General features: G+C 68.1%; 26 protein-coding genes. 14 read left to right on the top strand and 12 right to left on the bottom strand.

The window, feature by feature from the left end:
- The first annotated feature begins 127 nt into the window (after positions 1 to 127).
- Entirely contained in the window at positions 128 to 1033 is a 906-nt protein-coding gene (locus ACYKG1_RS17975) for a LysR family transcriptional regulator (RefSeq protein ID WP_478471045.1), read from the top strand.
- Here ACYKG1_RS17975 and ACYKG1_RS17970 read toward each other — a convergent pair.
- Positions 1015 to 2049: a hypothetical protein gene (locus tag ACYKG1_RS17970; protein ID WP_478471044.1), complete on the bottom strand. Its 1035-nt coding sequence runs from the start codon at positions 2047 to 2049 to the stop codon at positions 1015 to 1017. The two genes, ACYKG1_RS17975 and ACYKG1_RS17970, sit on opposite strands and share 19 nt — an antisense overlap.
- A gap of 185 nt (positions 2050 to 2234) precedes the next feature.
- Here ACYKG1_RS17970 and frmR point away from each other — a divergent pair, with 185 nt between their 5' ends.
- From frmR to ACYKG1_RS17950, 4 genes are all read left to right on the top strand, one after another.
- Positions 2235 to 2510, top strand: coding sequence for a formaldehyde-responsive transcriptional repressor FrmR (gene frmR, locus ACYKG1_RS17965; protein ID WP_005411009.1), 276 nt, complete (start codon positions 2235 to 2237; stop codon positions 2508 to 2510).
- 59 nt (positions 2511 to 2569) lie between these two features.
- Complete coding sequence (locus tag ACYKG1_RS17960) at positions 2570 to 3679, top strand: S-(hydroxymethyl)glutathione dehydrogenase/class III alcohol dehydrogenase (RefSeq protein WP_100473896.1); 1110 nt, start codon at positions 2570 to 2572, stop codon at positions 3677 to 3679.
- Between the two features lie 50 nt (positions 3680 to 3729).
- The gene (gene fghA / locus ACYKG1_RS17955) at positions 3730 to 4560 is read left to right on the top strand and encodes an S-formylglutathione hydrolase (RefSeq protein ID WP_100473895.1); all 831 of its coding nucleotides are present in this window, start codon (positions 3730 to 3732) and stop codon (positions 4558 to 4560) included.
- Between the two features lie 140 nt (positions 4561 to 4700).
- Positions 4701 to 6146: a GGDEF domain-containing protein gene (locus ACYKG1_RS17950; RefSeq protein ID WP_100473894.1), complete on the top strand. Its 1446-nt coding sequence runs from the start codon at positions 4701 to 4703 to the stop codon at positions 6144 to 6146.
- Between the two features lie 29 nt (positions 6147 to 6175).
- On the opposite strand, the gene ACYKG1_RS17945 is transcribed toward ACYKG1_RS17950, so the two are convergent.
- On the bottom strand, positions 6176 to 6646 hold the full coding sequence (locus tag ACYKG1_RS17945) for a hypothetical protein (protein WP_478471043.1): 471 nt from the start codon (positions 6644 to 6646) through the stop codon (positions 6176 to 6178).
- A gap of 5 nt (positions 6647 to 6651) precedes the next feature.
- The gene (locus ACYKG1_RS17940; protein ID WP_100473892.1) at positions 6652 to 7098 is read right to left on the bottom strand and encodes a universal stress protein; all 447 of its coding nucleotides are present in this window, start codon (positions 7096 to 7098) and stop codon (positions 6652 to 6654) included.
- Between the two features lie 141 nt (positions 7099 to 7239).
- Here ACYKG1_RS17940 and ACYKG1_RS17935 point away from each other — a divergent pair, with 141 nt between their 5' ends.
- The 4 genes from ACYKG1_RS17935 (at position 7240) to ACYKG1_RS17920 (ending at position 12352) form a co-directional block, all read left to right on the top strand.
- Positions 7240 to 8157, top strand: coding sequence for a LysR family transcriptional regulator (locus tag ACYKG1_RS17935; protein WP_100473891.1), 918 nt, complete (start codon positions 7240 to 7242; stop codon positions 8155 to 8157).
- 152 nt (positions 8158 to 8309) lie between these two features.
- Positions 8310 to 9839: an MFS transporter gene (locus ACYKG1_RS17930; protein ID WP_262227702.1), complete on the top strand. Its 1530-nt coding sequence runs from the start codon at positions 8310 to 8312 to the stop codon at positions 9837 to 9839.
- 21 nt (positions 9840 to 9860) lie between these two features.
- Positions 9861 to 10943, top strand: coding sequence for an HlyD family secretion protein (locus ACYKG1_RS17925; protein WP_478471042.1), 1083 nt, complete (start codon positions 9861 to 9863; stop codon positions 10941 to 10943).
- Positions 10940 to 12352: an efflux transporter outer membrane subunit gene (locus tag ACYKG1_RS17920; RefSeq protein ID WP_478471041.1), complete on the top strand. Its 1413-nt coding sequence runs from the start codon at positions 10940 to 10942 to the stop codon at positions 12350 to 12352. The genes ACYKG1_RS17925 and ACYKG1_RS17920 overlap by 4 nt, the downstream gene beginning before the upstream one ends.
- Before the next feature lie 89 nt (positions 12353 to 12441).
- Here the strand turns inward: ACYKG1_RS17920 and ACYKG1_RS17915 are convergent, their stop codons facing one another.
- The 5 genes from ACYKG1_RS17915 to ACYKG1_RS17895 all read right to left on the bottom strand — a co-directional run bounded on the left by ACYKG1_RS17915 (position 12442) and on the right by ACYKG1_RS17895 (position 17219).
- A complete protein-coding gene (locus tag ACYKG1_RS17915; protein WP_040007100.1) occupies positions 12442 to 12780 on the bottom strand; it encodes a hypothetical protein in 339 nt (112 codons plus the stop codon).
- Positions 12781 to 12857: 77 nt separating this feature from the next.
- Complete coding sequence (locus tag ACYKG1_RS17910) at positions 12858 to 13799, bottom strand: DegV family protein (RefSeq protein WP_100473887.1); 942 nt, start codon at positions 13797 to 13799, stop codon at positions 12858 to 12860.
- Positions 13800 to 13894: 95 nt separating this feature from the next.
- The gene (locus tag ACYKG1_RS17905; protein ID WP_478471040.1) at positions 13895 to 14527 is read right to left on the bottom strand and encodes a DsbA family protein; all 633 of its coding nucleotides are present in this window, start codon (positions 14525 to 14527) and stop codon (positions 13895 to 13897) included.
- A 20-nt stretch (positions 14528 to 14547) separates the two neighbouring features.
- Entirely contained in the window at positions 14548 to 15810 is a 1263-nt protein-coding gene (locus ACYKG1_RS17900; protein ID WP_100473885.1) for an amidohydrolase family protein, read from the bottom strand.
- Positions 15810 to 17219 (bottom strand): amidohydrolase, encoded by a 1410-nt coding sequence (locus tag ACYKG1_RS17895; RefSeq protein WP_100473884.1) that lies wholly within the window; start codon positions 17217 to 17219, stop codon positions 15810 to 15812. The genes ACYKG1_RS17900 and ACYKG1_RS17895 overlap by 1 nt, the downstream gene beginning before the upstream one ends.
- A gap of 158 nt (positions 17220 to 17377) precedes the next feature.
- Between ACYKG1_RS17895 and ACYKG1_RS17890 the strand changes: the two genes are divergently transcribed.
- A complete protein-coding gene (locus ACYKG1_RS17890) occupies positions 17378 to 18154 on the top strand; it encodes an AMP nucleosidase (protein WP_005414446.1) in 777 nt (258 codons plus the stop codon).
- 41 nt (positions 18155 to 18195) lie between these two features.
- Entirely contained in the window at positions 18196 to 18735 is a 540-nt protein-coding gene (locus tag ACYKG1_RS17885; RefSeq protein WP_100473883.1) for a DUF924 family protein, read from the top strand.
- Between the two features lie 77 nt (positions 18736 to 18812).
- Here the strand turns inward: ACYKG1_RS17885 and grxD are convergent, their stop codons facing one another.
- A complete protein-coding gene (gene grxD / locus ACYKG1_RS17880; RefSeq protein WP_478471039.1) occupies positions 18813 to 19739 on the bottom strand; it encodes a Grx4 family monothiol glutaredoxin in 927 nt (308 codons plus the stop codon).
- Positions 19740 to 19798: 59 nt separating this feature from the next.
- Here grxD and ACYKG1_RS17875 point away from each other — a divergent pair, with 59 nt between their 5' ends.
- Positions 19799 to 20578, top strand: coding sequence for a polysaccharide deacetylase family protein (locus tag ACYKG1_RS17875; RefSeq protein ID WP_478471038.1), 780 nt, complete (start codon positions 19799 to 19801; stop codon positions 20576 to 20578).
- 44 nt (positions 20579 to 20622) lie between these two features.
- On the opposite strand, the gene ACYKG1_RS17870 is transcribed toward ACYKG1_RS17875, so the two are convergent.
- Genes ACYKG1_RS17870 through ACYKG1_RS17860 form a run of 3 tightly spaced genes read right to left on the bottom strand, consistent with a single transcriptional unit; the run spans position 20623 to position 23242 of the window.
- Positions 20623 to 21342: a class I SAM-dependent methyltransferase gene (locus ACYKG1_RS17870; RefSeq protein WP_478471037.1), complete on the bottom strand. Its 720-nt coding sequence runs from the start codon at positions 21340 to 21342 to the stop codon at positions 20623 to 20625.
- 4 nt (positions 21343 to 21346) lie between these two features.
- Positions 21347 to 21964, bottom strand: a complete 618-nt coding sequence (locus ACYKG1_RS17865) for an SGNH/GDSL hydrolase family protein (RefSeq protein ID WP_262227694.1) — start codon at positions 21962 to 21964, stop codon at positions 21347 to 21349.
- 3 nt (positions 21965 to 21967) lie between these two features.
- Entirely contained in the window at positions 21968 to 23242 is a 1275-nt protein-coding gene (locus tag ACYKG1_RS17860) for a pyridoxal phosphate-dependent aminotransferase (protein WP_262083697.1), read from the bottom strand.
- A gap of 113 nt (positions 23243 to 23355) precedes the next feature.
- Here ACYKG1_RS17860 and rsgA point away from each other — a divergent pair, with 113 nt between their 5' ends.
- Together rsgA and ACYKG1_RS17850 are read left to right on the top strand one after the other, a co-directional pair.
- Entirely contained in the window at positions 23356 to 24465 is a 1110-nt protein-coding gene (gene rsgA, locus ACYKG1_RS17855) for a ribosome small subunit-dependent GTPase A (protein WP_478472768.1), read from the top strand.
- Positions 24466 to 24551: 86 nt separating this feature from the next.
- Entirely contained in the window at positions 24552 to 25805 is a 1254-nt protein-coding gene (locus tag ACYKG1_RS17850; RefSeq protein ID WP_262083698.1) for a flavohemoglobin expression-modulating QEGLA motif protein, read from the top strand.
- The last annotated feature ends 220 nt before the right edge of the window (positions 25806 to 26025 follow it).

Raw genomic sequence — 26025 nt, 5'->3', positions numbered from 1 at the left:
GTCATCTCGGTGCGGGGGGAGGAGCGCCAGGGGCGCGATGCACACAGGATGGAGTTGACATGCAGGCGCATAAAGCGCTTCGATCTCCCTTCGGACGGGACTATTTGTCCCCAATGTGGGGTGAGAGATGCTGCCGCTGGAATCGTTGAACGGCCTGGTCACGTTCGTCACCACGGCCCGCTCGGGCAGCTTCACCGAGGCTGCCGATGCACTGGGCATCTCGCGCTCGGCGGTGGGCAAGGCCATCGCCCGGCTGGAAGCGCGGCTGGGCGTGCGCCTGTTCCACCGCACCACGCGGCGCATCGCGCTGACCACCGACGGCGAGGCGTACTACGCATCGTGTGCGGCGGCGCTGGAAGAGATCTCCGCCGCCGAGGCCTGCCTGGGTTCGGCCGGCCTGCCCAGCGGACGGCTGCGCATCGACATGCCGTCCTCGTTCGGGCGCCTGGTGGTGCTGCCGGTGCTGTTGCGCCTGTGCCGGCACTACCCGGACCTGCAGCTGACGATGACCTTCACCGATCACTTCGTCGATCCGGTCGAAGAGGGCATCGACCTGCTGATCCGTTTCGGCGGCCTGCACCACGCAGAGCACCTGGTCGCGCGTCGGCTGGGCCGCCAACGCCTGGTCACCTGCGCATCGCCGGAGTACCTGCAGTCGCATGGCGTGCCGGCTACCGTGGAGGAACTGGCGCAGCACCGCAGCATCGTTGGCTTCCGCCACGGGCAGCCGGTGTGGTGGCGGATTGGCAGTGACGATGCCGAGGGAACGTTCGTCCCGAACGCGGCCTACCAGCTCAACGATGGTGACGCGGTGATCGACGCGGCCATCGCCGGGCTGGGCATCTGCCAGATGCCCATTTCACTGGTACGCCGTCATCTGGAATCCGGCGTGCTGCACTCGGTGCTGGACGCACACATGCAGCGGCACATCGACATCCATGCGCTGTGGCCACCGACCCGCCACCTGCGGCCGAAGGTGCGCTATGTGGTGGACGAGCTGGCGCGGCTGGCGGCTCAGGGCGTGTTTGACTGAGCTGGGGCCGCCACGTCGGGCGCCCCATCGAGCGAGTTGCGTGGCGGGAACGCCATCATCCCCGCCAACTGGCAGTAAGCGGCAGCATCCAGGAAGGTTGTGGGCACATGGTCCTCAAGCTGGCGGGTTTTGCGCAGTCCTTCGATCGGTTCGAGGATGGCCGGAAATTCCTTGCCCTGCTCGTCCAGGACGCGGTCCAACCGGTCTTTCAGGGGGCTCTTGTAGAAGAAGTCCGGCAACACGATGCACATCTGGGTGCCGGGCCGCGAGGCGATCTCGCGCATCGCCGCTTCGAACGCGTCGGCATGCTCGGCATCGTCGGTGCGCAGCTGCAGGTCCTCCGCCTCGCCGACCGGGCGGTAGTACACGCTGCCAGGGCGGAACAGGAAGGTATACAGATGCGTTCCTTCCACCTTGTACGTCTTCGGTGAGCGTTGCCGCTGCAACTCGGTGGGGAGTGGCACTGAGCGTCCGTCGGCCAGCAGCAGCCTGGCGTTCATGCCGCAGCTGCTGCCGTCGGTACCGAACGATACTTCGTAATCCAGGCCGGGTTCCGGCGTCAGCAGAAGGGAGGGTGGCAGCGCAAAGCGCGGGTCGCTAACCTTTTCGCCCGCGGGAACGCAGCGGCGATTGCCCTCGAAGTTGGCCATCACATTGACCAGCTGGCCCGGCACCAGCGCGAATTCGCGATAGAAGGGCTTGCGGATACCGCCCAGCGTACCGGTGGCGAATGACTCGGGCATGCCGATCGAGGTGCTCTCATTGCCGGTGGCCAGCGAGGCGAGCGTACTGAACACGCCCTTGGATGCCTTGCTCTCCACCCTGACCACTTCGGCTTCGGCACCGCTGCGCGTGTGGTTCTTGCGCATCGCCAGATACTGGCCATTGGCGCTGAACAGGCGGATGCGCGCCGGTTGCTGCAGATCGACCCGGGCGGCTGCGGTGGAGGGGGCCTGCTCGGCCAGTGCAGGAAATGCCAGGGCCATGGCCAGGCAGGCGGGCAGCAGGGGACGCATGATCAGCAGAACTCCGTGTCATAGCCGGCGACTCATTCGCCTTCAGGCACGGAGTAGCGGCCGCGTGGTGGTGTTCTTTAGCTCGGGTTTGCAGGCGGATCGCGATGGCGGCAGGGAGCGGTCGGTGGCACTGGCTGGGTCACTGTGTATACTATCCCCCAGTATAGTTCCGAGGTGGCCTCGCCATGCCGCACTCCCCCGAAGAGAAGAAAAAAGTCCTGGCCCGCGTGCGTCGCATCCGCGGCCAGTGCGATGCGCTGGACCGCGCGCTGGAAGCCGGAGCCGACTGCGGGCCGGTGCTGCAGCAGATCGCCGCCATCCGTGGCGCGGTCAACGGCCTGATGTCCGAGGTGATGGAGGCCCATCTGCGCGAGGAGTTCGGCCAGCCTGCGGCCTCTGACGAACAACGCGCCGAACGCGTGCGCGACATGAGCGCGTTGATCCGCTCGTACCTGAAATAAACGACGGCGCAACATGGCGCCGCCCATCCTGTCATTGCCTGTCTCTGGAGAAACCACCCATGAAGTCCCGTGCCGCCGTCGCCTTTGGTCCCGGCCAGCCGCTGCAGATCGTCGAGATCGACGTCGCCCCGCCGAAGAAGGGCGAAGTGCTGGTCAAGATCACCCACACCGGTGTCTGCCACACCGATGCGTTCACCCTGTCCGGCGATGATCCGGAAGGCCTGTTCCCGGTGGTGCTGGGCCATGAAGGCGCCGGCATCGTGGTGGAGGTGGGCGAGGGCGTGACCAGCGTCAAGCCGGGCGACCACGTGATTCCGCTGTACACCGCCGAGTGCGGCGAGTGCCTGTTCTGCAAGAGCGGCAAGACCAACCTGTGCGTGTCGGTGCGCGCCACCCAGGGCAAGGGCGTGATGCCCGACGGCACCAGCCGCTTCAGCTACAACGGCGAGCCGCTGTACCACTACATGGGCTGCTCGACCTTCAGCGAGTACACCGTGGTGGCCGAGGTGTCGCTGGCGAAGATCAATCCGGAAGCAAACCCGGAGCACGTCTGCCTGCTCGGCTGCGGCGTCACCACCGGCATCGGCGCGGTGCACAACACCGCCAAGGTGCAGGAAGGCGACAGCGTGGCGGTGTTCGGCCTCGGTGGCATCGGCCTGGCGGTGATCCAGGGCGCGCGCCAGGCCAAGGCCGGCCGCATCATCGCGGTGGACACCAATCCGTCCAAGTTCGAGCTGGCGCGCGCATTCGGCGCCACCGACTGCATCAACCCGAAGGACTACGACACGCCCATCCAGCAGGTCATCGTCGAGATGACCACCTGGGGCGTGGACCACAGTTTCGAGTGCATCGGCAACGTCAACGTGATGCGTGCGGCGCTGGAATGCGCGCACCGTGGCTGGGGCCAGAGCGTGGTGATCGGCGTGGCGGGTGCCGGCCAGGAAATCTCCACCCGCCCGTTCCAGCTGGTGACCGGCCGCAAGTGGATGGGCACCGCCTTCGGTGGCGTGAAGGGCCGCAGCCAGCTGCCGGGCATGGTGGAAGACGCGATGAAGGGCGATATCGAACTGGCGCCGTTCGTCACCCACACCATGGACCTGGACAAGATCAACGAAGCCTTCGACCTGATGCATGAAGGCAAGTCGATCCGTTCGGTGGTCCACTACTGAGCAACGCCGGGTGGCAGGCCGCCGTGCCTGCCACTCTTCCGGAGGAACCCATGGAACGCATTGAGCATCGCGCCTGTTTCGGCGGCTGGCAGGACGTCTACCGCCATCATTCGGCCACGCTGGGCTGCGACATGCAGTTCGCCGTGTACCTGCCGCCGCAGGCGGAAACACAGAAACTGCCGGTGCTGTACTGGCTGAGCGGCCTGACCTGCACCGAGCAGAATTTCATCACCAAGTCCGGCGCGCAGCGTTACGCAGCCGAGCACGGGGTGATCATCGTCGCGCCGGACACCAGCCCGCGGGGCGATGACGTGGCCGATGCCGAAGGCTACGACCTGGGCAAGGGGGCTGGCTTCTACCTCAATGCCACCCGCGCTCCGTGGGCAAAGCACTACCGCATGCACGACTACGTGGCGCAGGAGTTGCCGGCGCTGATCGAGGCGAACTTCGCGGTGACCGATGGGCGCGCGATCAGTGGCCATTCGATGGGCGGCCATGGCGCGCTGGTGATCGCCCTGCGCAACCCGGGGCGCTACCGCAGCGTGTCGGCGTTCTCGCCGATCGTCGCGCCCAGCCATGTGCCGTGGGGGCAGAAGGCGTTCCATGCCTACCTGGGGGACAACCCGGCCGACTGGGCGCAGTGGGATGCCTGCGAGCTGATCGCCGTGGCCGGCGAGCGCCTGCCGCTGCTGGTCGACCAGGGCGAGGCGGATGAGTTCCTGCAGAGCCAGCTGCAGCCGCAGCGCCTGCGGGAAGCCTGCAATGCCGCAGGCCATCCGCTGACCCTGCGCCTGCAGCCGGGTTACGACCACAGCTACTACTTCATTGGCAGCTTCATCGGCGAGCATATCGCCCACCACGCCCAGGCCCTGCAGGGCTGAACGCAGTCCGGTAGTGCCGGCCACCGGCCGGCACCCTCCGGCGCCGGTGTGTCCAATCGGGTTTTCTGCGGTGGATCACGCCCTTGTGGCGCGCTGCCGCGCTATCGTGCGCGCATACGGCCTTGCGGATCGGGGGAAGCATGCCGGTAGTGCTGGCGCTGCTGTACGTGGTGTGCCATGGCCTGGTCGTCACCGTGTGGCCTGGGGTGACCGGCGCGGGTTCCTTCGTGTTCCTGGCCGGGGCGCCGCTGCTGGCTGCGGCCGCCTGCCTGTGGCGGGCGCGTCGTGACCGTGCCGCGCTGGGCTGGCGTGCCACCGCACTGGCGCTGCTGCTGTGGGCGGGCGGCATGGTCATGAACATGATCGACGCGCTGGGGGCAGGGCGCGCGGATGCGACGCCGCAGGCCAGCCTGTTCCTGTACGTGCTGTACGGCGTCCCGCTGGTGTTCATCCTGGCCCGCGCGCGCCGCGAGCGGATGAGCATCAGCCTGATCGATGCCGCGATGGCGGCGCTGCTGGGCGTGCTGTTCTTCGTGCATGCGCAATCGTTCGCCGCCCGTATCGACGTCGATGATTCGGCGATGGCCAGCATGCAACGCTTGTTCGACATCCAGAACCTGTGCATCGCCGGGTTCGCGGTGGTGCGATGGCTGGCCGTTGACGTGCCCGAGCGGCGCAGTTTCTTCCGCGCGTTAGCGCTCTACGCGCTGGCTTACCTGGTGGTGGCCTACTACATCAACCACTTCACCTCGGAGGATTCCTTCGGTGCCTACAACGATCTGCTGATCGATCTGCCGTTCCTGCTGCTGGCGCTGCTGGCACTGAGCCATACGCCGCTGCCGGCCTCCATGCCGCATCCACGGCTGGCGCGCACAGTGCAGGCGGCCGGGCCGATGATCCTGCCGTTGCTGCTGCTGGTGGTGGGCACCCTGGTGGTCGACCACGCACGGCCTCTGGCGGTCACCGGTTTCGTGGTGGCGACGCTGGGCTTCGGCCTGCGCAGCATCCTGCTGCAGATGGACCTGATGGAACGGCAGGCGTCGCTGGATCAGCTGGCGCGCCAGGATGGCCTGACCGGCGTGGCCAATCGTCGCCAGTTCGACGCACTGCTGCAGGCGGAGTGGAACCGGGCGCGCCGCAGCGGCAGCGAGCTGGCCCTGCTGCTGGTCGACATCGATCACTTCAAGGCATTCAACGACCAGCACGGGCACCCGGCCGGGGACCGCTGCCTGCAGGCGGTGGCTGCGGTGCTGAAGGTCATTGCCGGTCGCGGCGGCGACAGTGTTGCGCGTTACGGCGGCGAAGAATTCGCGGTGATCGTGCCGGCAAGCCCGCTGTCGGGCGTGCTGGCACTGGCCGAACGCCTGCGCGAGGCAGTGGAAGTGCTGCCGCTGCCGGAGGGGCGGGTGAGCATCAGCGTTGGCGTGGGCTACCTGCACCCGCCCGCGCTGGCCAGTGCGGACCAGCTGCTGGCCGATGCCGACGCCGGCCTTTACGCCGCCAAGCGCGCCGGCCGCAACCGGGTGGTACTGCATGCGCAGGTGCTTGACGACGAAGGCAGCGCACACGGAACGATCGACTGCTGAATGCCCTGCGGCCGCGTCCGCGCGTGGGTTCAGCGCTGACGCAGCCAGCCGGCCGGGTCCAGCAATCTCAGCCCGACCGGTGACAGCGAGCGCTGTCGCAACGTCAGGTTCGCCGCGTGGACAGCACGTGCGCAGCGCGCCAACTGCTGGCGCAACGTTGCCAGCGCGTCGTCCTCGCGGGGGCGTGCATGCCGCCACTGGGCAATGCGCAGCAGACAGACCAGCAGGTCCAGTTCGCTGGCGGCAATGAAGGGAGAGCCGGCGGGTAGCAGGTCGATCGGGGCGGCGGGCGCGGCCAGCAATGGCAGCAGGGCGACGAACGCATCGCGGCCCTCGCGGTCCAGGCCAAGGTGGCGCAAGCCGGCCAGCCCTTCGGGCTGCAGCATAGGGTCACGCAGCTGGCGTATCGCCGCCAGTAGCGCCTGTTCGCCACGGCCGAACTGGCGGCCGAAGGCACGGTAGCTGACCCGGGTGGGAAACAACGGGGAACGGGAAGCCATGGTTGCTAGGGCTGTGGGTCGCGGGTTTCCACCAGCACGGGACAGGGCGCGTGGTCGATGGTCCATTGCCCGATCGAGGGTTCGAACAGGCGTTCCAGGCGGGACAGATGGCGGTGGCCGATCACGATCAGGTCGCACTTCAGGCGCCGGGCCTGCTCGCTGATCACTTCGCCCGGATCGCCGGAGGGAATCTGCGCGATGGCGTCGACGCCGCGCTCGCGCAGCTCGGCCAGGGCTTCGGCCAGCACCGCCTCGGCCCGTGAGCGCTGGCGCGCGGCTTCCGGGTACTCGATGCGGTCGGCTTCGCTGGCATCGGCGGCCAGCGCGAATTCGGGGTCGAGCACGCACAGCAGGTGCAGGCGGCTGCGCGGGCCGGCGATGGCCGCGGCCAGGTCCAGCACGCGTGCGTGCTGGGGGCCGCCGTCCAGGGCGACCAGCAGGGTGTTGAACATGGATGTCTCCTTGGCAGGCCGGGGATGGTCGCCGATGTCTCCGCGCGCACCCATGCCGTGCGCGGCAGTCAATGAATGCGTATAACGCAATCCACTGAGGTTACACGTGTCGTAGAGTCATCTGATTTACGGGAGACTGTCATGCCCCTGCCGGACCTGAACCTGTTGCTGGCACTGGACGTGCTGATCGACGAATGCAGCGTGGCCGCCGCCGCGCGGCGGATGAACCTGAGCGCCCCGGCGATGAGCCGTACCCTCGGCCGGATCCGTACCGCCCTGGGTGACCCGGTGCTGGTGCGAGCCGGTCGCGGGTTGGCGCCCACGCCGCGCGCCCTGCAGCTGCGCGAGCAGGTCCGCGACGTCATCGAACAGGCCCACCGTGTTTTCCATGCGGGCCGCGAGATCGACGTGGGTACCCTGGAGCGCACCTTCAACGTGCGTGCCAACGATGTCTTCATCGGTGGCTTTGGCGGTCGCCTGCGCGAGATATTCCGGCAGCAGGCGCCGCGCGCGGTACTGCGCTTCGTGCCTGAAGGCGATACCGATGATGATGCGATGGCGCAGGGCCGGATCGATCTGTACATCAGCACCGCCGGCAAGCACGCGCCCGACACCAAGGTGCAGAACCTGTTCAGTACCTCGTTCATGGGGGCTGCACGCGAGGATCATCCGTTGTTCGATGGCGAGATCAGTGCCGAACGCTTTGCCGCCTGCGATCACATCGCGGTGTCGCGCCGTGGCCTGCCACGCGGACCGATCGATGACGACCTGGCCGCGCTCGGCCTGCAGCGACGGGTGGCACTGATCAGCCCGACCTTCCACGGTGCGATTTTCGCGGCGGCCGAATCGGACCTGATCCTGCCGCAGATGCCGAGCGTGATGCTGGAGCGCATCATCAGCATGCGCCTGCCGTTGCGCCTGTTCCCGCTGCCGATTCCGGTGCGCACGGCGGCCATCGTGCAGGCCTGGCACCCGCGCCTGGACAACGACGCTGCCCACCAGTGGCTGCGCCGCTCGATCAAGACCATGTGCGAAAGCGTCGAGGACATCCGTCGCTGAGGTTACGGGCGTGCGCCCGACGCACGCCTGCGATGCCGGTGACGCCATTTTTTGCACGTTACCGGCTCCCTAGACTGCGCTCCCCGGAGTTTCACTGAGCGCATTCCAATGACCCCCAACATGCCGTGCCCTGCACGGATTGGTGCCCGGCGATGAGTACGCCGGCCGCCGCTGTCCCGGCCGCTGCAGCGCCCCGTCCTGCCGCCGCCCCCGGGCTCGACCGCCGCGTCCTGGTCGGCCTGTGCGGCGTGCTGCTGGCGGTGCTGGTGTCGGGCTTCAACGAGAACATCACCAAGGTCGCCCTGGCCGACATCCGCGGTGCGATGGGTTTCAGCGTCGATGACGGCAGCTGGATCGTCGCCCTCTATAGCGCCATGTCGGTCAGCGCGATGGCCTTCGCACCGTGGTGTGCCGCCACTTTCTCGCTGCGCCGCTTCGCGCTGGCGATGATCGGTGGCTTCATGGTGCTGGGCGTGCTGTGCCCGCTTGCCCCGAACCTGCAGGTGTTCCTGCTGCTGCGCGCGCTGCAGGGCCTGTGCGGTGGCGCGCTACCGCCGCTGCTGATGAGCGTGGCGCTGCGCTTCCTGCCGCCGGGCATCAAGCTGTACGGCCTGGCCGGCTACGCGCTGACGGCGACGTTCGGCCCGAGCATGGGCACGCCGCTGGCCGCGTTCTGGGTCGAGCAGGTGGGCTGGCATTGGGCGTTCTGGCAGATCGTGCCGTACTGCCTGGCGGCCATGGCGATGGTCAGCTGGGGCCTGCCGCAGGATCCGCTGCGGCTGGAACGCTTCGCCCAGTTCGATACGGCCGGCTTGCTGCTGGGCCTGCCGGCGCTGGTGCTGCTGGTGCTGGGCCTGGTGCAGGGCCCGCGCCTGAACTGGTTCGACTCGCCGATGATCACGCTGATGATCGGTGGCGGTGCCGGCCTGATGGTGCTGTTCATGATCAATGAATGGTTCCACCCGCTGCCATTCTTCAAGCTGCAGTTGCTGGCCAACCGCAACCTCAGCTACTCGCTGGTGACGTTGGGCGGCGTGTTGTTCGTGCTGCTGGCAGTGATCTCGATCCCGTCCGGTTTCCTGGCCAGCGTGCAGGGCTACCGGCCGCTGCAGACCGCACCGATGCTGCTGTGGGTGGCGTTGCCACAGGTGATCGCGCTGCCGCTGGTGGCGGCGCTGCTGAACATCCGCGCGGTGGACTGCCGCTGGGTGCAGGCCACGGGCCTGGCGATGCTGGCCCTGGCCTGCTGGCTGGGCTCGCACCTGGATGTGGCCTGGATCCGCGACAACTTCCTGTGGGTGCAGCTGCTGCAGGTGTTCGCCCAGCCGATGGCGGTGCTGCCGTTGCTGATGCTGGCCACCGGTGGCCTGGCGCCGCAGGACGGCCCGTTTGCCTCGGCGTGGTTCAACACGGTCAAGGGCTTCGCTGCAGTGCTCGCCAGTGGCGTGCTGGATGCCGTCGCGCAGGGCCGCCGTCATTTCCATTCCACCGTGCTGGTCGACCGCCTTGGCGAGCAACCGTGGCTGGCCGAGGGCCCGCAGCTGGGCGCGCGCCTGCATGCACAGGTACAGGCGCTGACCTCGGCCGACCTGTACTGGGTGGTCGCGCTGGTGGCACTGGCCTTCATTCCCCTCATTGCCTGGATGCCCACCCGCATCCATCCGCCACGTGCCGTGGCCTGAACCTTTCGCAGGAACCCCCTCATGACGATCAATCGAACCACTCTCAATACCGGCCTGGGCCTGGGCGTTCTGGCGCTGGCCATCGGCGCCTGGCTGCTGCTGCGCGACGGCGGCCACCAGACCACAAACAATGCCTATGTCGTGGCCGACTACACGCTGGTGGCGCCGAAGATTCCGGGCTTCGTCAGTGCCGTGGACGTAGAGGACAACCAGCCGGTGAAGGCCGGTGACGTGCTCGCCCGCATCGACGATCGCGACTACCAGGTGGCCTTGCAGGCAGCCCGTGCCGACCTCGCCAACGCCCGTGCACAGCTGGCCAACGCACAGGCCGCACTGGCCCAGCAGGACTCGCTGATCGAACAGGCCAGGGCCAGCGTCGATGTCAGCCGTTCCGAACTGACCCTGGCCAGCGCCGACCAGCAGCGTTACCGCGAACTGGCCCGCGACGGCGCCGGTACCGTACAGAACGCGCAGCAGGCGCAATCGAAGCAGGTCGTGGCCAGTGCCCACCTGCAGCAGGGCCAGGCTGCGCTGTCGACCGCACGCCAGCGCACCGGCATCCTCAGCGCTGGCGTGCAGGCCGCGCAGGCAGCGGTACAGCGTGCAGAGGCGGCGCAGGCACGCGCCGAACTGGATCTGTCGCACACCGTGCTGCGTGCACCGATCGATGGCATGGTTGGTCGTCGCGCAGTGCGCGTGGGTGCCTACCTGACCCCGGGGACGCCGGTGGCTGCGGTGGTGCCGCTGAAGCGCGCCTTCGTGGTCGCCAACTTCCAGGAAACGCAGATGACCCGCATGCAGGCCGGCCAGCAGGTCGAACTGAAGGTGGACGTGTTCCCGGGCAAGCCGCTGCGCGGACACATCGACAGCATCGCACCGGCCACCGGCGTCACCTTCGCTGCCGTCGCGCCGGAAAACGCCACCGGCAACTTCACCAAGGTGGTGCAGCGCATTCCGGTGAAGATCGTGCTGGAACCGGGCCAGCCACTGCTGGACCAGCTGCGTGCCGGCATGTCGGTGGAAGCCAGTGTTGACCTGGGCAGCCGCGCCCGCGCGCAGAGCGTGCAGCACCGTCCGGGGCACAAGAGCGGGGAGGGTGCATGAGCGCAGTCACCGTGTTTCGCGCCATCGTTGCGGCCAGCCTGTGTACGGCCCTGGCTGCCTGCACGATGGGTCCGGACTTCGTACGCCCGCAGGCGGAACTGCCCAGCCACTGGCAGGGTGAGGTTGTTGCCGGCAACGCCATCGACCAGGACGCGGCCTGGTGGGCCGGCTTCGACGATCCGCTGCTGGGGCGGTTGGCCGGCCAGGTGCTGGCAGCCAACCTGGACCTGCAGCTGGCGGCCAACCGCGTGCAGCAGAGCCGCGCCGCGCGTGGCATCAGCGCCGCCGACCGGCTGCCCAGCGTCAGCGCAACCGCCAGTGGCATGCGCGCACGCAACAGCGAAGTGGGCTTGAACGATCCGTCCGGCAACGGCGGCCGCGACGACTACGGGCTGTTCCAGGCCGGTATCGGCCTGAGCTGGGAGCTGGACCTGTGGGGTCGCGTGCGTCGCCAGGTGGAAGCCGCGGACGCACGCGTACAGATGGCCGAGGAAGATGCACATGCGGTGCGCATCGCGCTGCTGGCGGAAACCGCGCGTGATTACCTGCAGCTGCGCGCGACGCGGCAGCTGCTGGCGATCACCGAGGACAACCTCAGCATCGCCCTCGACATGAAGCGCCTGACCGAGGCACGCCAGCAACAGGGCGTGGCCAGCATGCTGCAGGTGTCCAGTGCGGCCGCGCAGGTGGCATCGTTGCAGGCGCGCATCGCGCCGCTGCGGCATCGCGAATCGCAGCTGCGCAACGCGCTGGCGTTCCTGCTGGCGCAACCGCCGCAGGCGCTGGATGCTCAGCTGCAGGGCGTGCGCCGTGACTGGCCGGCGTTGCCGGCCGTGGCGGTGGGGTTGCCGAGTGAACTGGCCGAGCGTCGCCCGGACATCCGTCGTGCCGAAGCGGCATTGCATGCGGCAACGGCCGGCATCGGCGTGGCCAAGGCCAGTTTCCTGCCTCGCATCACCTTGAATGGCGATGCCGGCTTCCAGGCCAGACAGCTGGATGATCTGGATGGCTGGAACGCGCACCGCTTCAGCATCGGGCCGTCGATCAGCGTGCCGATCTTCCAGGGCGGGCGGTTGAAGGCCAACCTGGCGCTGAGCCGGCTGCAGCAGCAACAGGCGGCGCTGCAGTTCCGCCGCACCGTGCTGCAGGCCTGGCATGAAGTGGATGACGCCATTGATGGCTATGCCGCCGAGCAGCAGCGGACCGTGCAGCTGCACGTGGCCGTGGACGAGAGCGAGACCGCACTGGGTGCGGCGCGCCGGCAGTACCAGGCCGGTGTGGTCGACATGCTGGATGTGCTGAGCACCCAGCGCATCGCGCTGGACAACCAGGCCGCGCTGGCCAACAGCCAGGCCACGGCGGCGATTGCACGGGTGGAGCTGTACCGCGCGTTGGGTGGCGGCTGGTAGGGAATCGTCGGGGGAGTGCCGGCCGCTGGCCGGCACCTTCATGGTTGTTGCGGTTGCAGGCCAGCGGCCGGCACTGCCAGGGCCTGGCCTCAACGCACGTCGCGCAGTTCCCAGTGATGGCCAGCCAGCAGGCGCAGGCGCTGCTTGAACACGTCACTGTCGATGCGGGTGGTGGCGACCAGGTTGATGCGCAGGTCTTTCTGCTCGCCGGTCACGGTGGCATCCGGGTCGGTCACGCCCCATTGCGGTTCCACCGCATCCGGGTCGGGCTGCTTGGCCTTCCAGCGCTCGAACAGCGTGCCGTTGCGCAGGGCATCCTGCAGCTCTTCGGCGAAACCGGCGGCGCCCTGCGAATGGAAGGACAGGTCAGGGTCGTTGCCGCGGGCCTTGGACGGGTCGGGCAGGCTGATGTGGTACTGCGCAGGCATGGAGTTCTCCTTGAAGTGCGGCAAGGCTGGCACAACCGCGGTGGAATCGATGTGCAGATTCCGGCCGCGGCCAGCGCTCATTCGAACCGATGCGGCCCATCGGCAAAGCCCACGGTGACTGCGCCCTTGCCGACGTTGACCATGCCGGTCAGGCTCATCACCGATTCGTACACGGTCACGCCGTGGCCGGCACAGACCTCCTTCATCCGTGCATAGCCGGGCAGGGTGCGCAGCTCGTCCAGTTCGCCGCCGTAGCTGACGCACACCGTTGGCGTCATCAGCCCGACACGCACGCGCTGGCCGACCACCGCGAACAGCTTCTGCACGGCACTGTCGAAACCCTTGATCTTGGCCACCGGCCCGGTCTCGCCACGGTAGCCGTGCAGCACCGGCTTGATGTCCAGTGCGCTGCCCAGCGCGGCGCTGAGCAGGCCGACACTGCGGTCACCCTTGTGCCGTGCACGTGCGCGCATGTAGTACAGGTCGCGGGTGACCATGTAGCCGTGCACGTTGCCGGCCAGCTCTTCCAACCGTTCGCGGATCTGCTGCACGCTGGCGCCACTGCCACGCAGGCGTACCGCCTCCACCGCGGTCACCGCCTGCGCGGCGAACAGGTTCTGGGTATCGAGCACGCGCAGCGCGAACGGTGAGTTGTAGCCCGCCGCCTGCCGCACCGGCTTGTAATCATTGAGGATGGCGAAGCTGGCCTGCAGCGCATTGTCGTGGATCGGGCTGCGGGTCTTGGTGATGGTCATGCAGAACACGTGGTCGTAATCGATCACCAGCTGCTGCAGGAACAGGTCGCGGATCTGGTTGACGCTGAAGGGGATGGTCTCCGCTTCAGCACCATGTTCGGCCACATGCGCGTGCAGGAAGCTCAGCGTGGCCTGCTCATCGCGATGATCGGCCAGCACGGCTTCGCCGATCCGTACAGTGATCGGCAGCAGCACGATGTTGTGCTCGGCAATGAAGTCCTGCGGCAGGTCGCAGGCCGAGTCGACGACGATTCCGATGCGCATCCGCGGCTCCCCCTCCAGGGCGGTTGTAGGTTCGGAAACGTGAAATCTATCTCAAAACATGGCGGGGCGCGCGAGGGAAACGCGCCACGCCCTGTTCAGCGACTGCGCTGCACCGCCACCGGCAGGGTGGCCAGGCGCTGCCACTCGGGTTGCTGCAGCAGGCCAGGGGCGGCCAGCACCGCCGCCATCATCGGGTGGGCGTCGTTGCCCCAGAACAGTTCGCCATCGATGGCCAGGGTCGGCACGCCGAACACGCCGGCGGCAATGGCGGCCTCGGTGTTGCGCCGCAGCTGCTCCTTGACCGCCGGGGCGGCGATGGCGCTGGCGACATCCTCGATCCCCAGCCGTGCAGCCGGTTCGCGCAGGGCCTCGGCGCTGTCGGCGGCATTGCCGTCGCGCCAGATCCAGTCGAACAGCACGTCCACTGCCTGCACGCTGCCACCCGCCGCCAGGCACAGGCGCAGCGCCGACAACGGATTGAACGGGTGAGCCGGCGGAAACCGCAGTGGTGTGCCTTCGGCCTGCGCGGTCCACAGCAGCTGGCGGTAGATGAAGCGGCGCTTGGCCGGAATCTCGGCCGGCCCGAGGTTGCCCAGGTGGTGCAGGACCGCGCCGAAGGCGATCGGCACGGTCTGGATCTGGGCGAACCGGGGCAGCTGCTTCAGCTTCTGCCAATGCAGGTAGGAATAGGGCGAGACGAAGTCGAAGTACCAGCGCAGCGTGGCCATTGGCGGCTCCTTGCAGGCAGTCAGGGGTGCGCGTTGCGCTGCAGGTAGCGGTCGCGCAGTTCGGTCTGGCGCGAGCGCATCGGCATTGCACGACCGCCCAGCCAGACCTGCTCGGCATAGTGCGCCACGTCCAGTGGGTCGCCCTCCCACAGCACCAGGTCGGCGCGCTTGCCCGGTTCGATGCTGCCGATCTGGTCGCCCACGCCAAAGGCCTGTGCAGGCACCCGGGTCAACCCGGCCAGGCCGTCGGCCCAGGGCAGGCCGTTGGCCACGGCATTGCCCGCCAGCTGGCGCATCTTGCGTGCGTTGTGGGAGGCGTCGCCCCGTTGCACGAACGAGACGGCTACGCCGGAACGTTGCAGGCGTGCCGCATTTTCCAGAGTGGCCCCGATCTGGTCGAAGCTGGCCGGCAGGTTGGACAGCACGTCGACGAACACCGGCACCTGCGCGGCCGCCAGCTCCGGCGCCAGCTGCCAGGCTTCGCTGCCACCGGCAATGGCGATCTTCACCTTCTCGCGGGCGGCCCAGCGCAGCAGTTGGCGGATGTCGGCGGCACGGTCCGCTTCCACCACGATGCGGCCCTGGCCGGCCAGGTAGCGGCTGAGCGTGCGGCGCCCGGCAGGCGTCAGCAGCGCGTGCGGCGAGTCCGCGGCCACCTGTCCGCGTGCTTCGTCGATCATCTGCTGCAGCAGCATCCATTGCGCGGCGCGCGAATGCCCGGTCAGTTCGGAGGCCGCTGCGCCGATGCGCAGGAACAGGGCGCGCGGGCCGATCGGGTCGGCGCTGCCGTCCAGCCGCATCACGCCGCCCTGGCCTGCCACGAAGCCGCCGCCGGTGGCCGCGCCCAGTGCAGTGAAGCCGATGCCTTCCAGTCGCGTTACCGGGATCAGTACCGAGGCCGGGTTGTAGGCCAGGGTGACATCGAATTCCGGGCGCAGCGGCTGCTCGCCGATCTTCAACGTGCTGTCGACCGTGCTCGCTTCGCCGGAAACCTCTTCGATGCCGATCTCGGTGATACCCCCGAACAGCGCCGGGGTCAGCGGCCGGCCGTTGGCCTCGACCACGGTGGCGCCGGCCGGCGCGGCCAGACCGTTGCCCACCGCACGGATGATGCCCCCCTGCACCAGTACGTCCGCATTCTGCAGGCTGCCGCGCGTGCTGGCGGTATGCACCGTCGCGTTGCGCACCAGCAGGTCCTGTGCCTGTGCGGATGCGGAGATGCAGGCCAGCACCATGACGATCGGGCCGAGCCATGCCCGGCGACGCTTGTTCAACGCGCCCATCAGTGCACCTCCTGGCCGAGCTGGAAATCGGAACGCGGCGTTGCTGCCGGCGCACTGCGGTCGTACAGGCGTCGTCCATCGACGAAGACCTGTTCGGCCAGCGCATACGAACTGAAGGGGTTGCCATTCCACACCACCACGTCGGCCATCTTGCCCGCCTCCAGGGTGCCGGTCTGGCCTTCAATGCCCAGCGCCTTGGCGGCGTTGGCGGTCATCCAGGTGATGGCGTGTTCGGGCGTGATCTCCGGCATGCGTGCGCGGCGTGCGGCGGCCATCACCTTGGCCGCTTCCTGGTTCAGGCGCTGGATGCCTTCGGGCGAGTCGGAGTGGACGATGGCGCAGCTGTTCTTCGGGCGGTCGACCAGCGCGATGTTCTCGGGAATGCCATCGAAGGCTTCCATCTTGAAGCCCCACCAGTCGGCCCACAGCGCACCGCAGACGCCATCGGCGGCCAGTCGGTCGGCCAGCTTGTAGGCTTCCACGCCGTGGTGGAAGGCGGCCACCTTGAAACCGAATTCCTTGGCCAGGTCGAGCATCGTGGCCATCTCGTCGGCGCGGTAGCAGTGGATGTGCACGCGGATGTCGCCTTCGATCGCGCCAGCCAGCGTGTCCAGCTTGAGATCGCGCTTGCCGCCGGCGTCACCGGCGCTGTCGCCCTTGTCGCTGCCGAACCAGCCCTTGCGCTTGGCTGGCTTGGGTTTGCTTTTGGCGATGTAGTCGGCGGCATCGATGAAGGCGGCGCGGTAGCCGGCGACATTGCCCATCCGCGTGGCCGGGGCCACGCCCTTGCCCTCGCCGTAGACCCGTTTCGGGTTCTCGCCGCAGGCCATCTTCAGTCCCCACGGTGCGCCGGGAAACTTCATCGCCTGGTAGGTGATGGCCGGTACGTTCTTCAGGGTCACGCCACGGCCACCGACCAGGTTGGCCGAGCCGGGCAGCACCTGCATGCTGGTCACGCCGCCGGCCAGTGCGGTGGCGAAGCCCGGGTCCTGCGGCCATACCGAGTGCTCGGCCCAGACGTTGGCGGTGACCGGCGCGGTCATTTCGTTGCCGTCACTGTGCGCGCCGACACCGGGGCTGGGGTACACGCCCAGGTGCGAATGCACGTCGATCAGGCCCGGGGTGACCCACTTGCCCTGCGCGTCGATGCGGGTGACGCCGGCATCGGCCTGCAGCTGGCGACCGACCGCGACGATGCGGCCCTCGCGCAGCAGCACGTCGGCATTGTCCAGGCGCTGGCCGGTACCGGTCAGCACGGTGGCGTTCTGGATCAGCACCGGCGCATCGGGATGGGCCTGGTAGGTGCTGGGGTAGGGATCGGCGACGAAGCGCGAGGCGCCCACCGCTGGCGCCGTGCTCAATGAAAGCAGCGCCAGTGCCACCCCGGCGCGCAACAACGTCGATGCCATGCAGTTCCCCTCGCAGCGTAGTCCAGCCGCCGACGCTAGCCGGACGGCGGCGTGCTTGCCAAGTGACCTTCTTCACACGCGTGCCGGCAATGCCTCGACGGGGCCGCCCGGCTGGCTGAAAATAGCCGGTTCCCACGCCGTACACCGGACCACCGCCCATGAAGAGCAAGCAGGAAATCGTCGACAACTGGCTGCCGCGCTACACCGGCGTGCCCCTGGACCAGTTCGGCCAGCACATCCTGCTGACCAACTTCGGCGGCTACCTGCACACCTTTTCCGAGCTGACCGGCGCCCCCGTCATCGGCCTGGACCGGCCGATGGCCAGTGCCACCATCGATGGCATCACCATGATCAACTTCGGCATGGGCAGCCCCAATGCCGCGATCATCATGGACCTGCTGTCGGCGGTGATGCCCAAGGCGGTGCTGTTCCTGGGCAAGTGCGGCGGCCTGAAACGCAAGAACCAGCTGGGCGACCTGGTGCTGCCGATCGCGGCGATCCGTGGCGAGGGCACCTCGGGTGACTACCTGCCGCCGGAGGTGCCGGCGCTGCCGGCGTTCGCGCTGCAGCGTGCGGTCTCGACCATGATCCGCGACCTCGGCCACGACTACTGGACCGGCACCGTCTACACCACCAACCGCCGGGTCTGGGAGCACGACGAGGCGTTCAAGGAGCGGCTGCGGGCGATGCGCTGCATGGCCATCGACATGGAAACCGCTACCGTGTTCGCTGCTGGCTTCGCCAACCACATTCCCAGCGGTGCGCTGCTGCTGGTATCGGACCAGCCGATGATCCCCGACGGGGTCAAGACCGAGGCCTCCGATGCCAAGGTCAGCTCCCAGTTCGTGGAAAACCATATCCAGATCGGTATCGAGGCGCTTAAGCTTATCCGGCGCAACGGCAAGTCGGTCCGCCACCTGCGCTTCGACGAATGATGATGATGGCCTGGCGGCGCGCCGGCCCTGGGGAGTAGGTGATGGACGTTGCCGCGCAAGTGGTGGATTTCTGGAAAGAGGCGGGCCCTGCGAAGTGGTTCGCCCGCGACGATGCGTTCGACGCGCAGTTCCGCCAGTTGTTCCTGGATGAGCACTACGCGGCGGCTTCGCGCGCGCGCGAACACTGGCTGGGCAGTGCCGATGGCGCACTGGCGCTGATGCTGCTGCTGGACCAGTTCCCGCGCAACTGCTTCCGCGGCACCGCCCATTCCTACGCCACCGATGGCCTGGCCCGCCATTACGCCATGCGCGCGATCGAGGAAGGCCTGGACCTGCAGCTGGTGCCCAAGCTGCGCGCCTTCATCTACCTGCCGTTCGAGCATTCCGAAGATCCGCTGGACCAGGACCGCTCGGTGGCGATGTTCGACGTGCTGGGTGACAAGGAATACCTGCAGTACGCCGAACTGCACCGCGACATCATCCGCCGCTTCGGTCGCTTCCCGCACCGCAACGCCGTGCTGGGCCGCATTCCCTCACCGGAAGAACTGGATTACCTGGCCGAAGGCGGTTTCGCCGGCTAAGAAAAAGGGGACGGAGGGGATTAAGTCGTTATTGCCACAAACGACTTAATCCCCTCCGTCCCCTTTTTCAGTGCCGATCAGTACTTCGGCACGCCGTTGTCGACGTCTTCCGACCAGGCGTTGATGCCGCCGGTGACGTTGAACACCTTGGTGAAGCCCAGGGCGCGGAACTGCTCGGCGGCCTGCGCGCTGCGGCCACCGTGGTGGCAGATGAAGGCCAGTGCAGTGTCCTTCGGAAGGGCTTCCAGCGCGGCGCGGCCGTTGCCGTCGAAGGTCTTGAACGGCACGCCCACAGCGGCGATTTCACGCTCGTCGGCGGGGCGCACGTCCACCAGGGTGATGTTGCCTGCACGCACCAGGTCGTCGGTATCGCGCACGCTGATTTCCTGCACCGGCTTGGGCGCGTTCGGGTTGTCGATGGCCAGGCCCTTGCCGCGGATGTCGTCCACCCAGTCAATGGTGATGCCGTTGGCACGACGGGCGCTGGCCAGGTCGAACTGCACGCGCAGGCCGTTGGACTCGGCGGCGATGGCGCCCTCGTCGTGCGGGGCCAGCTGGAAGTTCGGCTGGAAGCCGGCGTCGATGGACAGCTGCAGGGCGGCGCCCGGGGCATCGGCCAACGCGCCCTTGAGCATTTCCACGGCGGCCGGAGTGACAGTGATGCTCGGCGGGGTACGGTCCGGCGCAGCCAGGCCCAGCACGCTGCTCAGCTCACCGCTGGCGGCCATCTGCAGCACGATGTCGCTGCCGCCGACCAGTTCGCCGTCGATGTACAGCTGCGGGATGGTCGGCCAGTCGCCATAGGCCTTGATGCCTTCACGGATTTCCTGGTCGGCCAGCACGTTGACATGGGCGAACTCGACGCCCAGGTCCTGCAGGGCGCCTACGGCCTTGGCCGAGAAACCACACTGCGGCATCGACGGCTGGCCCTTCATGAACAGCACGACGCGGTTGGCGTTGAGGATGGATTCGATGCGCGAACGCAGGGCGGGATCGAGGGACATGGACGTCGGGGTTCCGGGAATTCGAATCATCAATTCTAACCCCCATGGCATCATGGGGGATGAGCAACGCAGGAACATTGCATCGCATCCCGACCCGGCCCTGGCGCTGGCTGCCTTGGCTGGTGGCGTCGCAGCTGGCCGTGATCCTGGCCTGGGCCCTGGCCGGCTGGCACTGGGGGCTGCCGCTGATGGTGGCCAGCCACGCCCTGTTCATGGTGCCGGTCTTCCTGCCCAACAGCCGCTTCTACGCGCCGGTGCTGAGCCGGATGCCGGAGGCCGGCAACAGCGTCTGGTTGACCATCGATGACGGTCCTGGCCCGGAAACCCGTGCCGTGCTCGACCTGCTGGACCGCCACCAGGCCCGTGCCACCTTCTTCCTGGTGGGCGAGCGCGCGCTGGCGCAGCCGGAACTGGTGCAGGAGATCCTGCGCCGCGGACATGACCTGGGCAACCACAGCCACAGCCACCCGCAGGCGCGCTTCTGGCGGCTGGGCCCGGCGGCGATGCGCGCCGAGATCGAGGGCTGCCAGCATGCCCTGCAGGCGGTAAGCGGCCGCCCGGTGCGCTGGTACCGTTCGGTGGTGGGCATGACCAATCCGTTCGTGGCACCGGTGCTGCAGCGGCTGGGCCTGGTCCGGGTAGGCTGGAGCGCGCGCGGCTTCGACGGTATCGGCTGCACGGCGCAGGGCGTGCTCGACCGGCTGCTGCCGGACCTGCGTCCAGGTGCCATCGTGCTGCTGCACGAGGGGGCCGCCCACGGCCACAACCTGGCGATCATCGAACGCGTGCTGCAGGCGCTGGACGAGCGTGGGTTGAAGGCGCAGTTGCCGGCCGGATAGCTCCGGGCCGTGGCCGTATCGAGCAGCCGAGCCTGGGCTCCGCTCTACAGCGCAGGGCGTTCGGCCACCAGCAGCCAGCTGTTGAACGGGGTGCGCCCATGCAGGGGGCGTGGCGATGTCACCTGCAATTCCGCTTCGGCCAGTGTCGCCTGCAGCACCTGCAGGTCGGGGTAGTGGCGCGGCCGCGTACCCATCCAGCCGACCATCCATGCCAGCCGATCGGCCACGCGCGTGGTGCGGTCGCGGCCATCGCCGGTGGCCAGTGGCGTGCGCAGCAGCAGGCGGCCGCCGGGAGCGACCCGTGCACTGGCCGCGCGCAGCAGTGCCTGCTGTGGGCCCGCATCCAGGTACTGCAGTACATCCAGTAGCAGGACATGCCCGGCCTGCGCCGGCAGCGGTGCCTGCACGTCCAGGCAGTCGAAGCGCACATCGTGCAGGCCGGACGCGGCACGCCGGGCGCGCGCGATCTTGCCGGCATCCACGTCCACGCCCAGGTAGGGTTGGCTGCCGCCGCGCTGGCGCAGCACATGGGCGAACAGGCCGAGCCCGCAGCCCAGGTCCAGCAGCGGTTGCCCGTCGTCAGGGAGATGCTGCAGCACGCCGTCGTACAGCGGGTCGCTGCCGAGCTTGCCGCGGGTGTAGTAGTAGTCGCGACGGCTGCCCCAGGCCCGTGCCGGGCGGAACGCCTCGGCGATCGTGCGGGCCTGCGCGGCGCTCAGGGGTGTGCAGGGCAGGGGGAGGCCGTTCCGTGGCGTGCCATCCATCGCGTCAGTCCGTTCCGCCAAGCAGGTGCGCGGCGACCGGCAGCGCGCGTGCGCTCCACAGTGCGTACATCCGCGCTGACGGGTGCAGGCCGTCGTCGGCGATCATCGCCGGGTTGTCCCCGTGGGCACGGCTGATGTCGGTGATGTCGACGAAGGCCACGCCCTGCTGGGCGCTGATCACCTCCGCGGCGGCGTTGAATTCGTCGGTCTCGAGCTCGATTACGGCCAGGTTGCGGCCACTGCCGGCGCCGAACGGGGTCGCCCCCCAATCGGGGAAGGACAGCACCAGCACGCGGCCGGCATCACCGCCCGCGAAGCCGATCGCCCGCTGCAGCAGCGCCTGGAACTGGCTGCGGTATTCGTCCAGCGGACGTCCGCGGTACTGGTTGTTGACGCCGATCAGCAGGCTGACGAAATCGAACGGTCCCTGCGGTGCACCCGCATCGATGCCAGCGTCGAGTTCGTCGGTGGTCCAGCCGGTGGTGGCGATGGTCTGCGGATCGGACAGGTCGATGCCCTGCGCACGCAGCGCCGCGGCCAGCTGGTGCGGCCAGCGGCCTTCGACTGCAACCGCTTCACCGATGGTGTACGAATCGCCCAGCGCCAGGTAGGACAGGGTCACAGGTCAGGCCACCGAACGGCGTGGCTTCAACGGCACGACCTTGGTGGCGTCCTCGGCACGCCGCGCCAGCACGCGGTCGATGCGCGCGAACACATCGCGCATCACCGAAGCTTCCGGCATCAGGGTCACGCGGAAATGGTGGCGGTAGGGCACGTTGAAGCTGGAACCCGGTACCACCAGCACGCCTTCGTTGTTCATCAGGTCCAGCGCGAAGTTGTGGTCGTCGAAGCCCTTCGCAGCGGCGCCGATCACGGCCGGGAACGCGTACAGCGCACCGGCCGGCGCGACCAGCGACAGATGCTCGCTCGCTTCGCAGGCCTCGATCACAGCACGGCGGGTCTCATACAGGCGGCCACCCGGCGTGCACAGCTCGGAAATGGTGTCCGGGCCGTTCACCGCGGCCTCGATGGCGTACTGGCCCGGCACGTTGGCGCACAGGCGCAGCGCGCCCAACAGGTCCAGCGCGGCGCGGAAGTCGCCCAGTCGGGCATCGTCTCCGCTGAGGTGGGCCCAGCCCACGCGCCAGCCGCAGGCGCGGTGTACCTTGCTCAGGCCACTGAAGGTCAGGCACGGGTGGTCGCCGGCCAGCGGCGCGACCGGCTGGAACACCGCATCGTCGTAGAGGATCTGGTCGTAGATCTCATCGACCAGCAGCAGCAGGTTGTGGCGGCGTGCGATCTCGACCACGCGCTCGAGCAGTTCGCGCGGGTAGCTGGCGCCGCTGGGGTTGTTCGGGTTGATCAGCACGATGGCGCGGGTGCGTGACGACACCAGCGTCTCGATCTCGCTCGGGTCCGGCTGGAAGCCGTTCTCCGGCGCGCAACGGTAGTACACCGGGCGGCCATCGTTGAGGATGGTCGAGGCCGACCACAGCGGGTAGTCGGGCGAAGGCACCAGCACTTCGTCGCCGGGATTGAGCAGCGCACGCAGCGACAGGTCGATCAGTTCGCTGACGCCATTGCCGAGGAAGACACGGTCCGGATGGGCATCGGGCGCGCCACGGCGCGCGTAGTACGCCGCGATGGCTTCACGTGCCACCGGCAGGCCCTGCTGGTGGGTGTACGGGTCGGTGCGACCCATGTCGTCGGCGATCGCACGCTGCAGGTGCTCCGGTGCACGGAAGCCGAAAGCGCCGGGGTTGCCGATGTTGAGCTTGATCAGCTTGCGACCCTGCGCCTCCAGCTCCCGGGCTCGCCGCGCCAGTTCTCCGCGGATTTCGTAGCGCACTTCGGAAAGGCGCTCGCGGATGGCCAAGGGCTTGGGCGAGTTGGTGGACATGGGAGCGGGCCGTCAAAAGGCATGGGGCTTCCATCCTACCGGAATTGCTGCAATGCATGGCAAGGGCTCCGGGCCCGTCATTGCTGGGCTGGCAGGGCGCCGGCACAGGTAGAATGGCGGCGATGACCCAGACCCCCGATTTCATCGCCCTGCAGACCATTGGCTGGCCCTGGCCGGGCCCGGCGCAGCAGGCCGACTGGCAGGCCGCGATGGCCGCACATCCGCAGGCCCGCCCGGCACGGGTGATCGAACAGCACCGCACCCATTACGTGGTGGCCGATGGCCCGGAGGCGTCGATCAAGGCCGAGTCGCTGCCGGAATGGCAGCGCCCGCGCTTCCCCAGCCATGAACGCCCGGCGGTGGGTGACTGGGTGCTGCTGGACGGCATCCGCATCGTCGCACTGCTGCCGCGGCGTACCGCCATCAAGCGTGGCGCCGCCGGTGAGCACTACCACCAGCAGGTGATCGCGGCCAACATCGATACGGTGTTCATCGTCTGTGGCCTGGATGCCGACTTCAATCCGCGCCGCATCGAACGCTACCTGCTGCTGGTTGGCGGTGGCGGCGCCGAACCGGTGGTGGTGCTGACCAAGGCCGACCAGACCGAATACAGCGAAGACGCGCTGGCGGTGCTGGAAGAGCTGGAGATGCAGGGTATCGCGCTGCATGCGATCAACGGCCTGGATGCCGCCAGCGTGGCGGTGCTGCAGCCGTGGCTGGGCCCGGGCCGCACGGTGGTGCTGGTCGGTTCCTCCGGTGCTGGAAAGTCCACGTTGACCAATACCCTGCTCGGCGAGCAGCGGATGAAGACCAACGCGGTGCGTGCCAATGATTCGCGCGGCCGCCACACCACCACCCATCGCGCGCTGATGCCGCTGCCGACCGGCGCCTGCCTGATCGACACCCCCGGCATGCGCGAGCTGAAGCCGACCGGGGAAGAAACCCTGTCTGAAGGTGGCTTCGCCGATATCGAAGCGCTGGCCGCTCAGTGCCGTTTCAACGACTGCAAGCACCAGCAGGAACCGGGCTGCGCGGTGCGCGCGGCGATCGATGCCGGCGAAATCGAAGAGAGCCGCCTGCTGAACTATTTCAAGCTGAAGGAAGAAGTGGCGGCCGCTGCCGCCAAGCTGGCCGTGCGCCAGGCCGAGACCGCGCAGGAGCGCGGCGGCAGGAAGGGCAAGGGCCAGCAGTTCCGCGCGGCGGGCAAGCCGCGCAGGCGCTGACCCCGCGGTGCCGGAAACCTGTTCCTGGTAGGTGCCAACCTTGGTTGGCACCTACCAACGCGCGGGCAGGGCGCTATAGTCCGCGCATGGAACCGACCGCGACGCTGGACCGTGAAGTGGCCCACCATGCAGCGCTCGATGCGCGCCTGGTCGAGGCCGTGGGAGGCATCCGCCTGCTGGGCCTGACCAGCTGGCCGGCAACAGTGCAGGCACCGTTCCTGGACAGCATGGCGCGCAGCCAGCCAGTGCTGCCAAAGGTGGATTACCCCCGGCTCGACTTCAGCGAAGAGCGCCGCGCGCTGGCCGCGATCGCTGCCGACTGCGATGACAGCCACCCGCTGGGCCATTACGTGCAGCAGTCCGCGCAGAGTTGGGACCTGGCAGCGCAGCTGCTGGAAGGGCTGGGCACCGCCGCCGTCGATACCTGCTCGGTGCAGCTGTTCGGTGCCCCCGAGCAGCCGCTGCCGGGCAATGGCCCGAGCACGCGCGAAGCGGCGCGCCACTTCATCCAGATCGCGGCCGAACTGGACCACGAACTGCTGGCGCCGGAAGAACAGGTGCCGGTCTCGGCCATCGCGTTGCAGCTGCAGCTGCAGAACGATCTGGACGCCTTCTTCGAATCACGCATCATCCAGGTGCAGCTCGATCCGGAACTGGTGTCCAAGGCCGCCGCCGGCCCGACCCGCATCCGCCTGCGCACCAGCGCACGCTTCAGCGCCTACGACCGCGCGCAGCTGTTCCACCATGAAGCGCTGGTGCATTCGCTGACCGCGTTGAACGGCCGCGAGCAGCCGGTGCTGCCGAGCCTGGCATTGTCCTCGCCGCGGGTGACCGCGACCCAGGAAGGGCTGGCGACCTTCGCCGAGCAGATCACCGGCAGCATCGACATCGAACGGCTGAAGCGCATCAGCCTGCGCACCGAAGCGATTGCCATGGCACGCGAAGGCGCCGACTTCATCGAGGTCTTCCGCTACTTCTGCGATGCCGGGCAGAACGCGGAAGAGAGTTTCGCCTCGGCGCAGCGCGTGTTCCGCGGCGTGCCGCCGAGTGGTGGACTGGCGTTCACCAAGGACACGGTGTACCTGCGCGGCCTGGTGTCGGTGCACACCTTCTTCCGCCACATGCTGGCCGAGGACCGCCTGCAGGTCTGCCGCTGGTTGTTCGCGGGCAAGATGAGCCTGACCGATGCGATCACGTTCGCGCCGCTGTTCGAAGCGGGGATATTGAAGCCGCCGCGTTGGCTGCCGCATTGGGTGAGCCGGGCGAACGGCCTGGCGGGCATGCTGGCGTTTTCGCTGTTCGCCAACCGGATACGGATGGACCAGCTGGCGCCGGAATGAAATGCGTTGGCGGCCCCTCCAGCGCCTGCCTGCTATCGGTGGGGAGGAGGCGGGGCACCCTGGCCAGGACACGCAAAAGCCCATCCATGGTGCTCGATGGCGCCATCCATGGCGCCAACGGTCCTGGCCAGGGTGCCCCGCCTCCTCCAGACAGTTTTCTGCGGGCGCGGTAGCAGGCCCACCAGAGGGATTGCGCTTGAAAAGCAAAGAGCCGGGCAAC

Source organism: Stenotrophomonas sp. 85239_Sma (assembly GCF_056481725.1).
The sequence above is the reverse complement of the archived record's forward strand: the minus strand, read 5'-3'. Positions and strand labels throughout refer to the sequence as shown.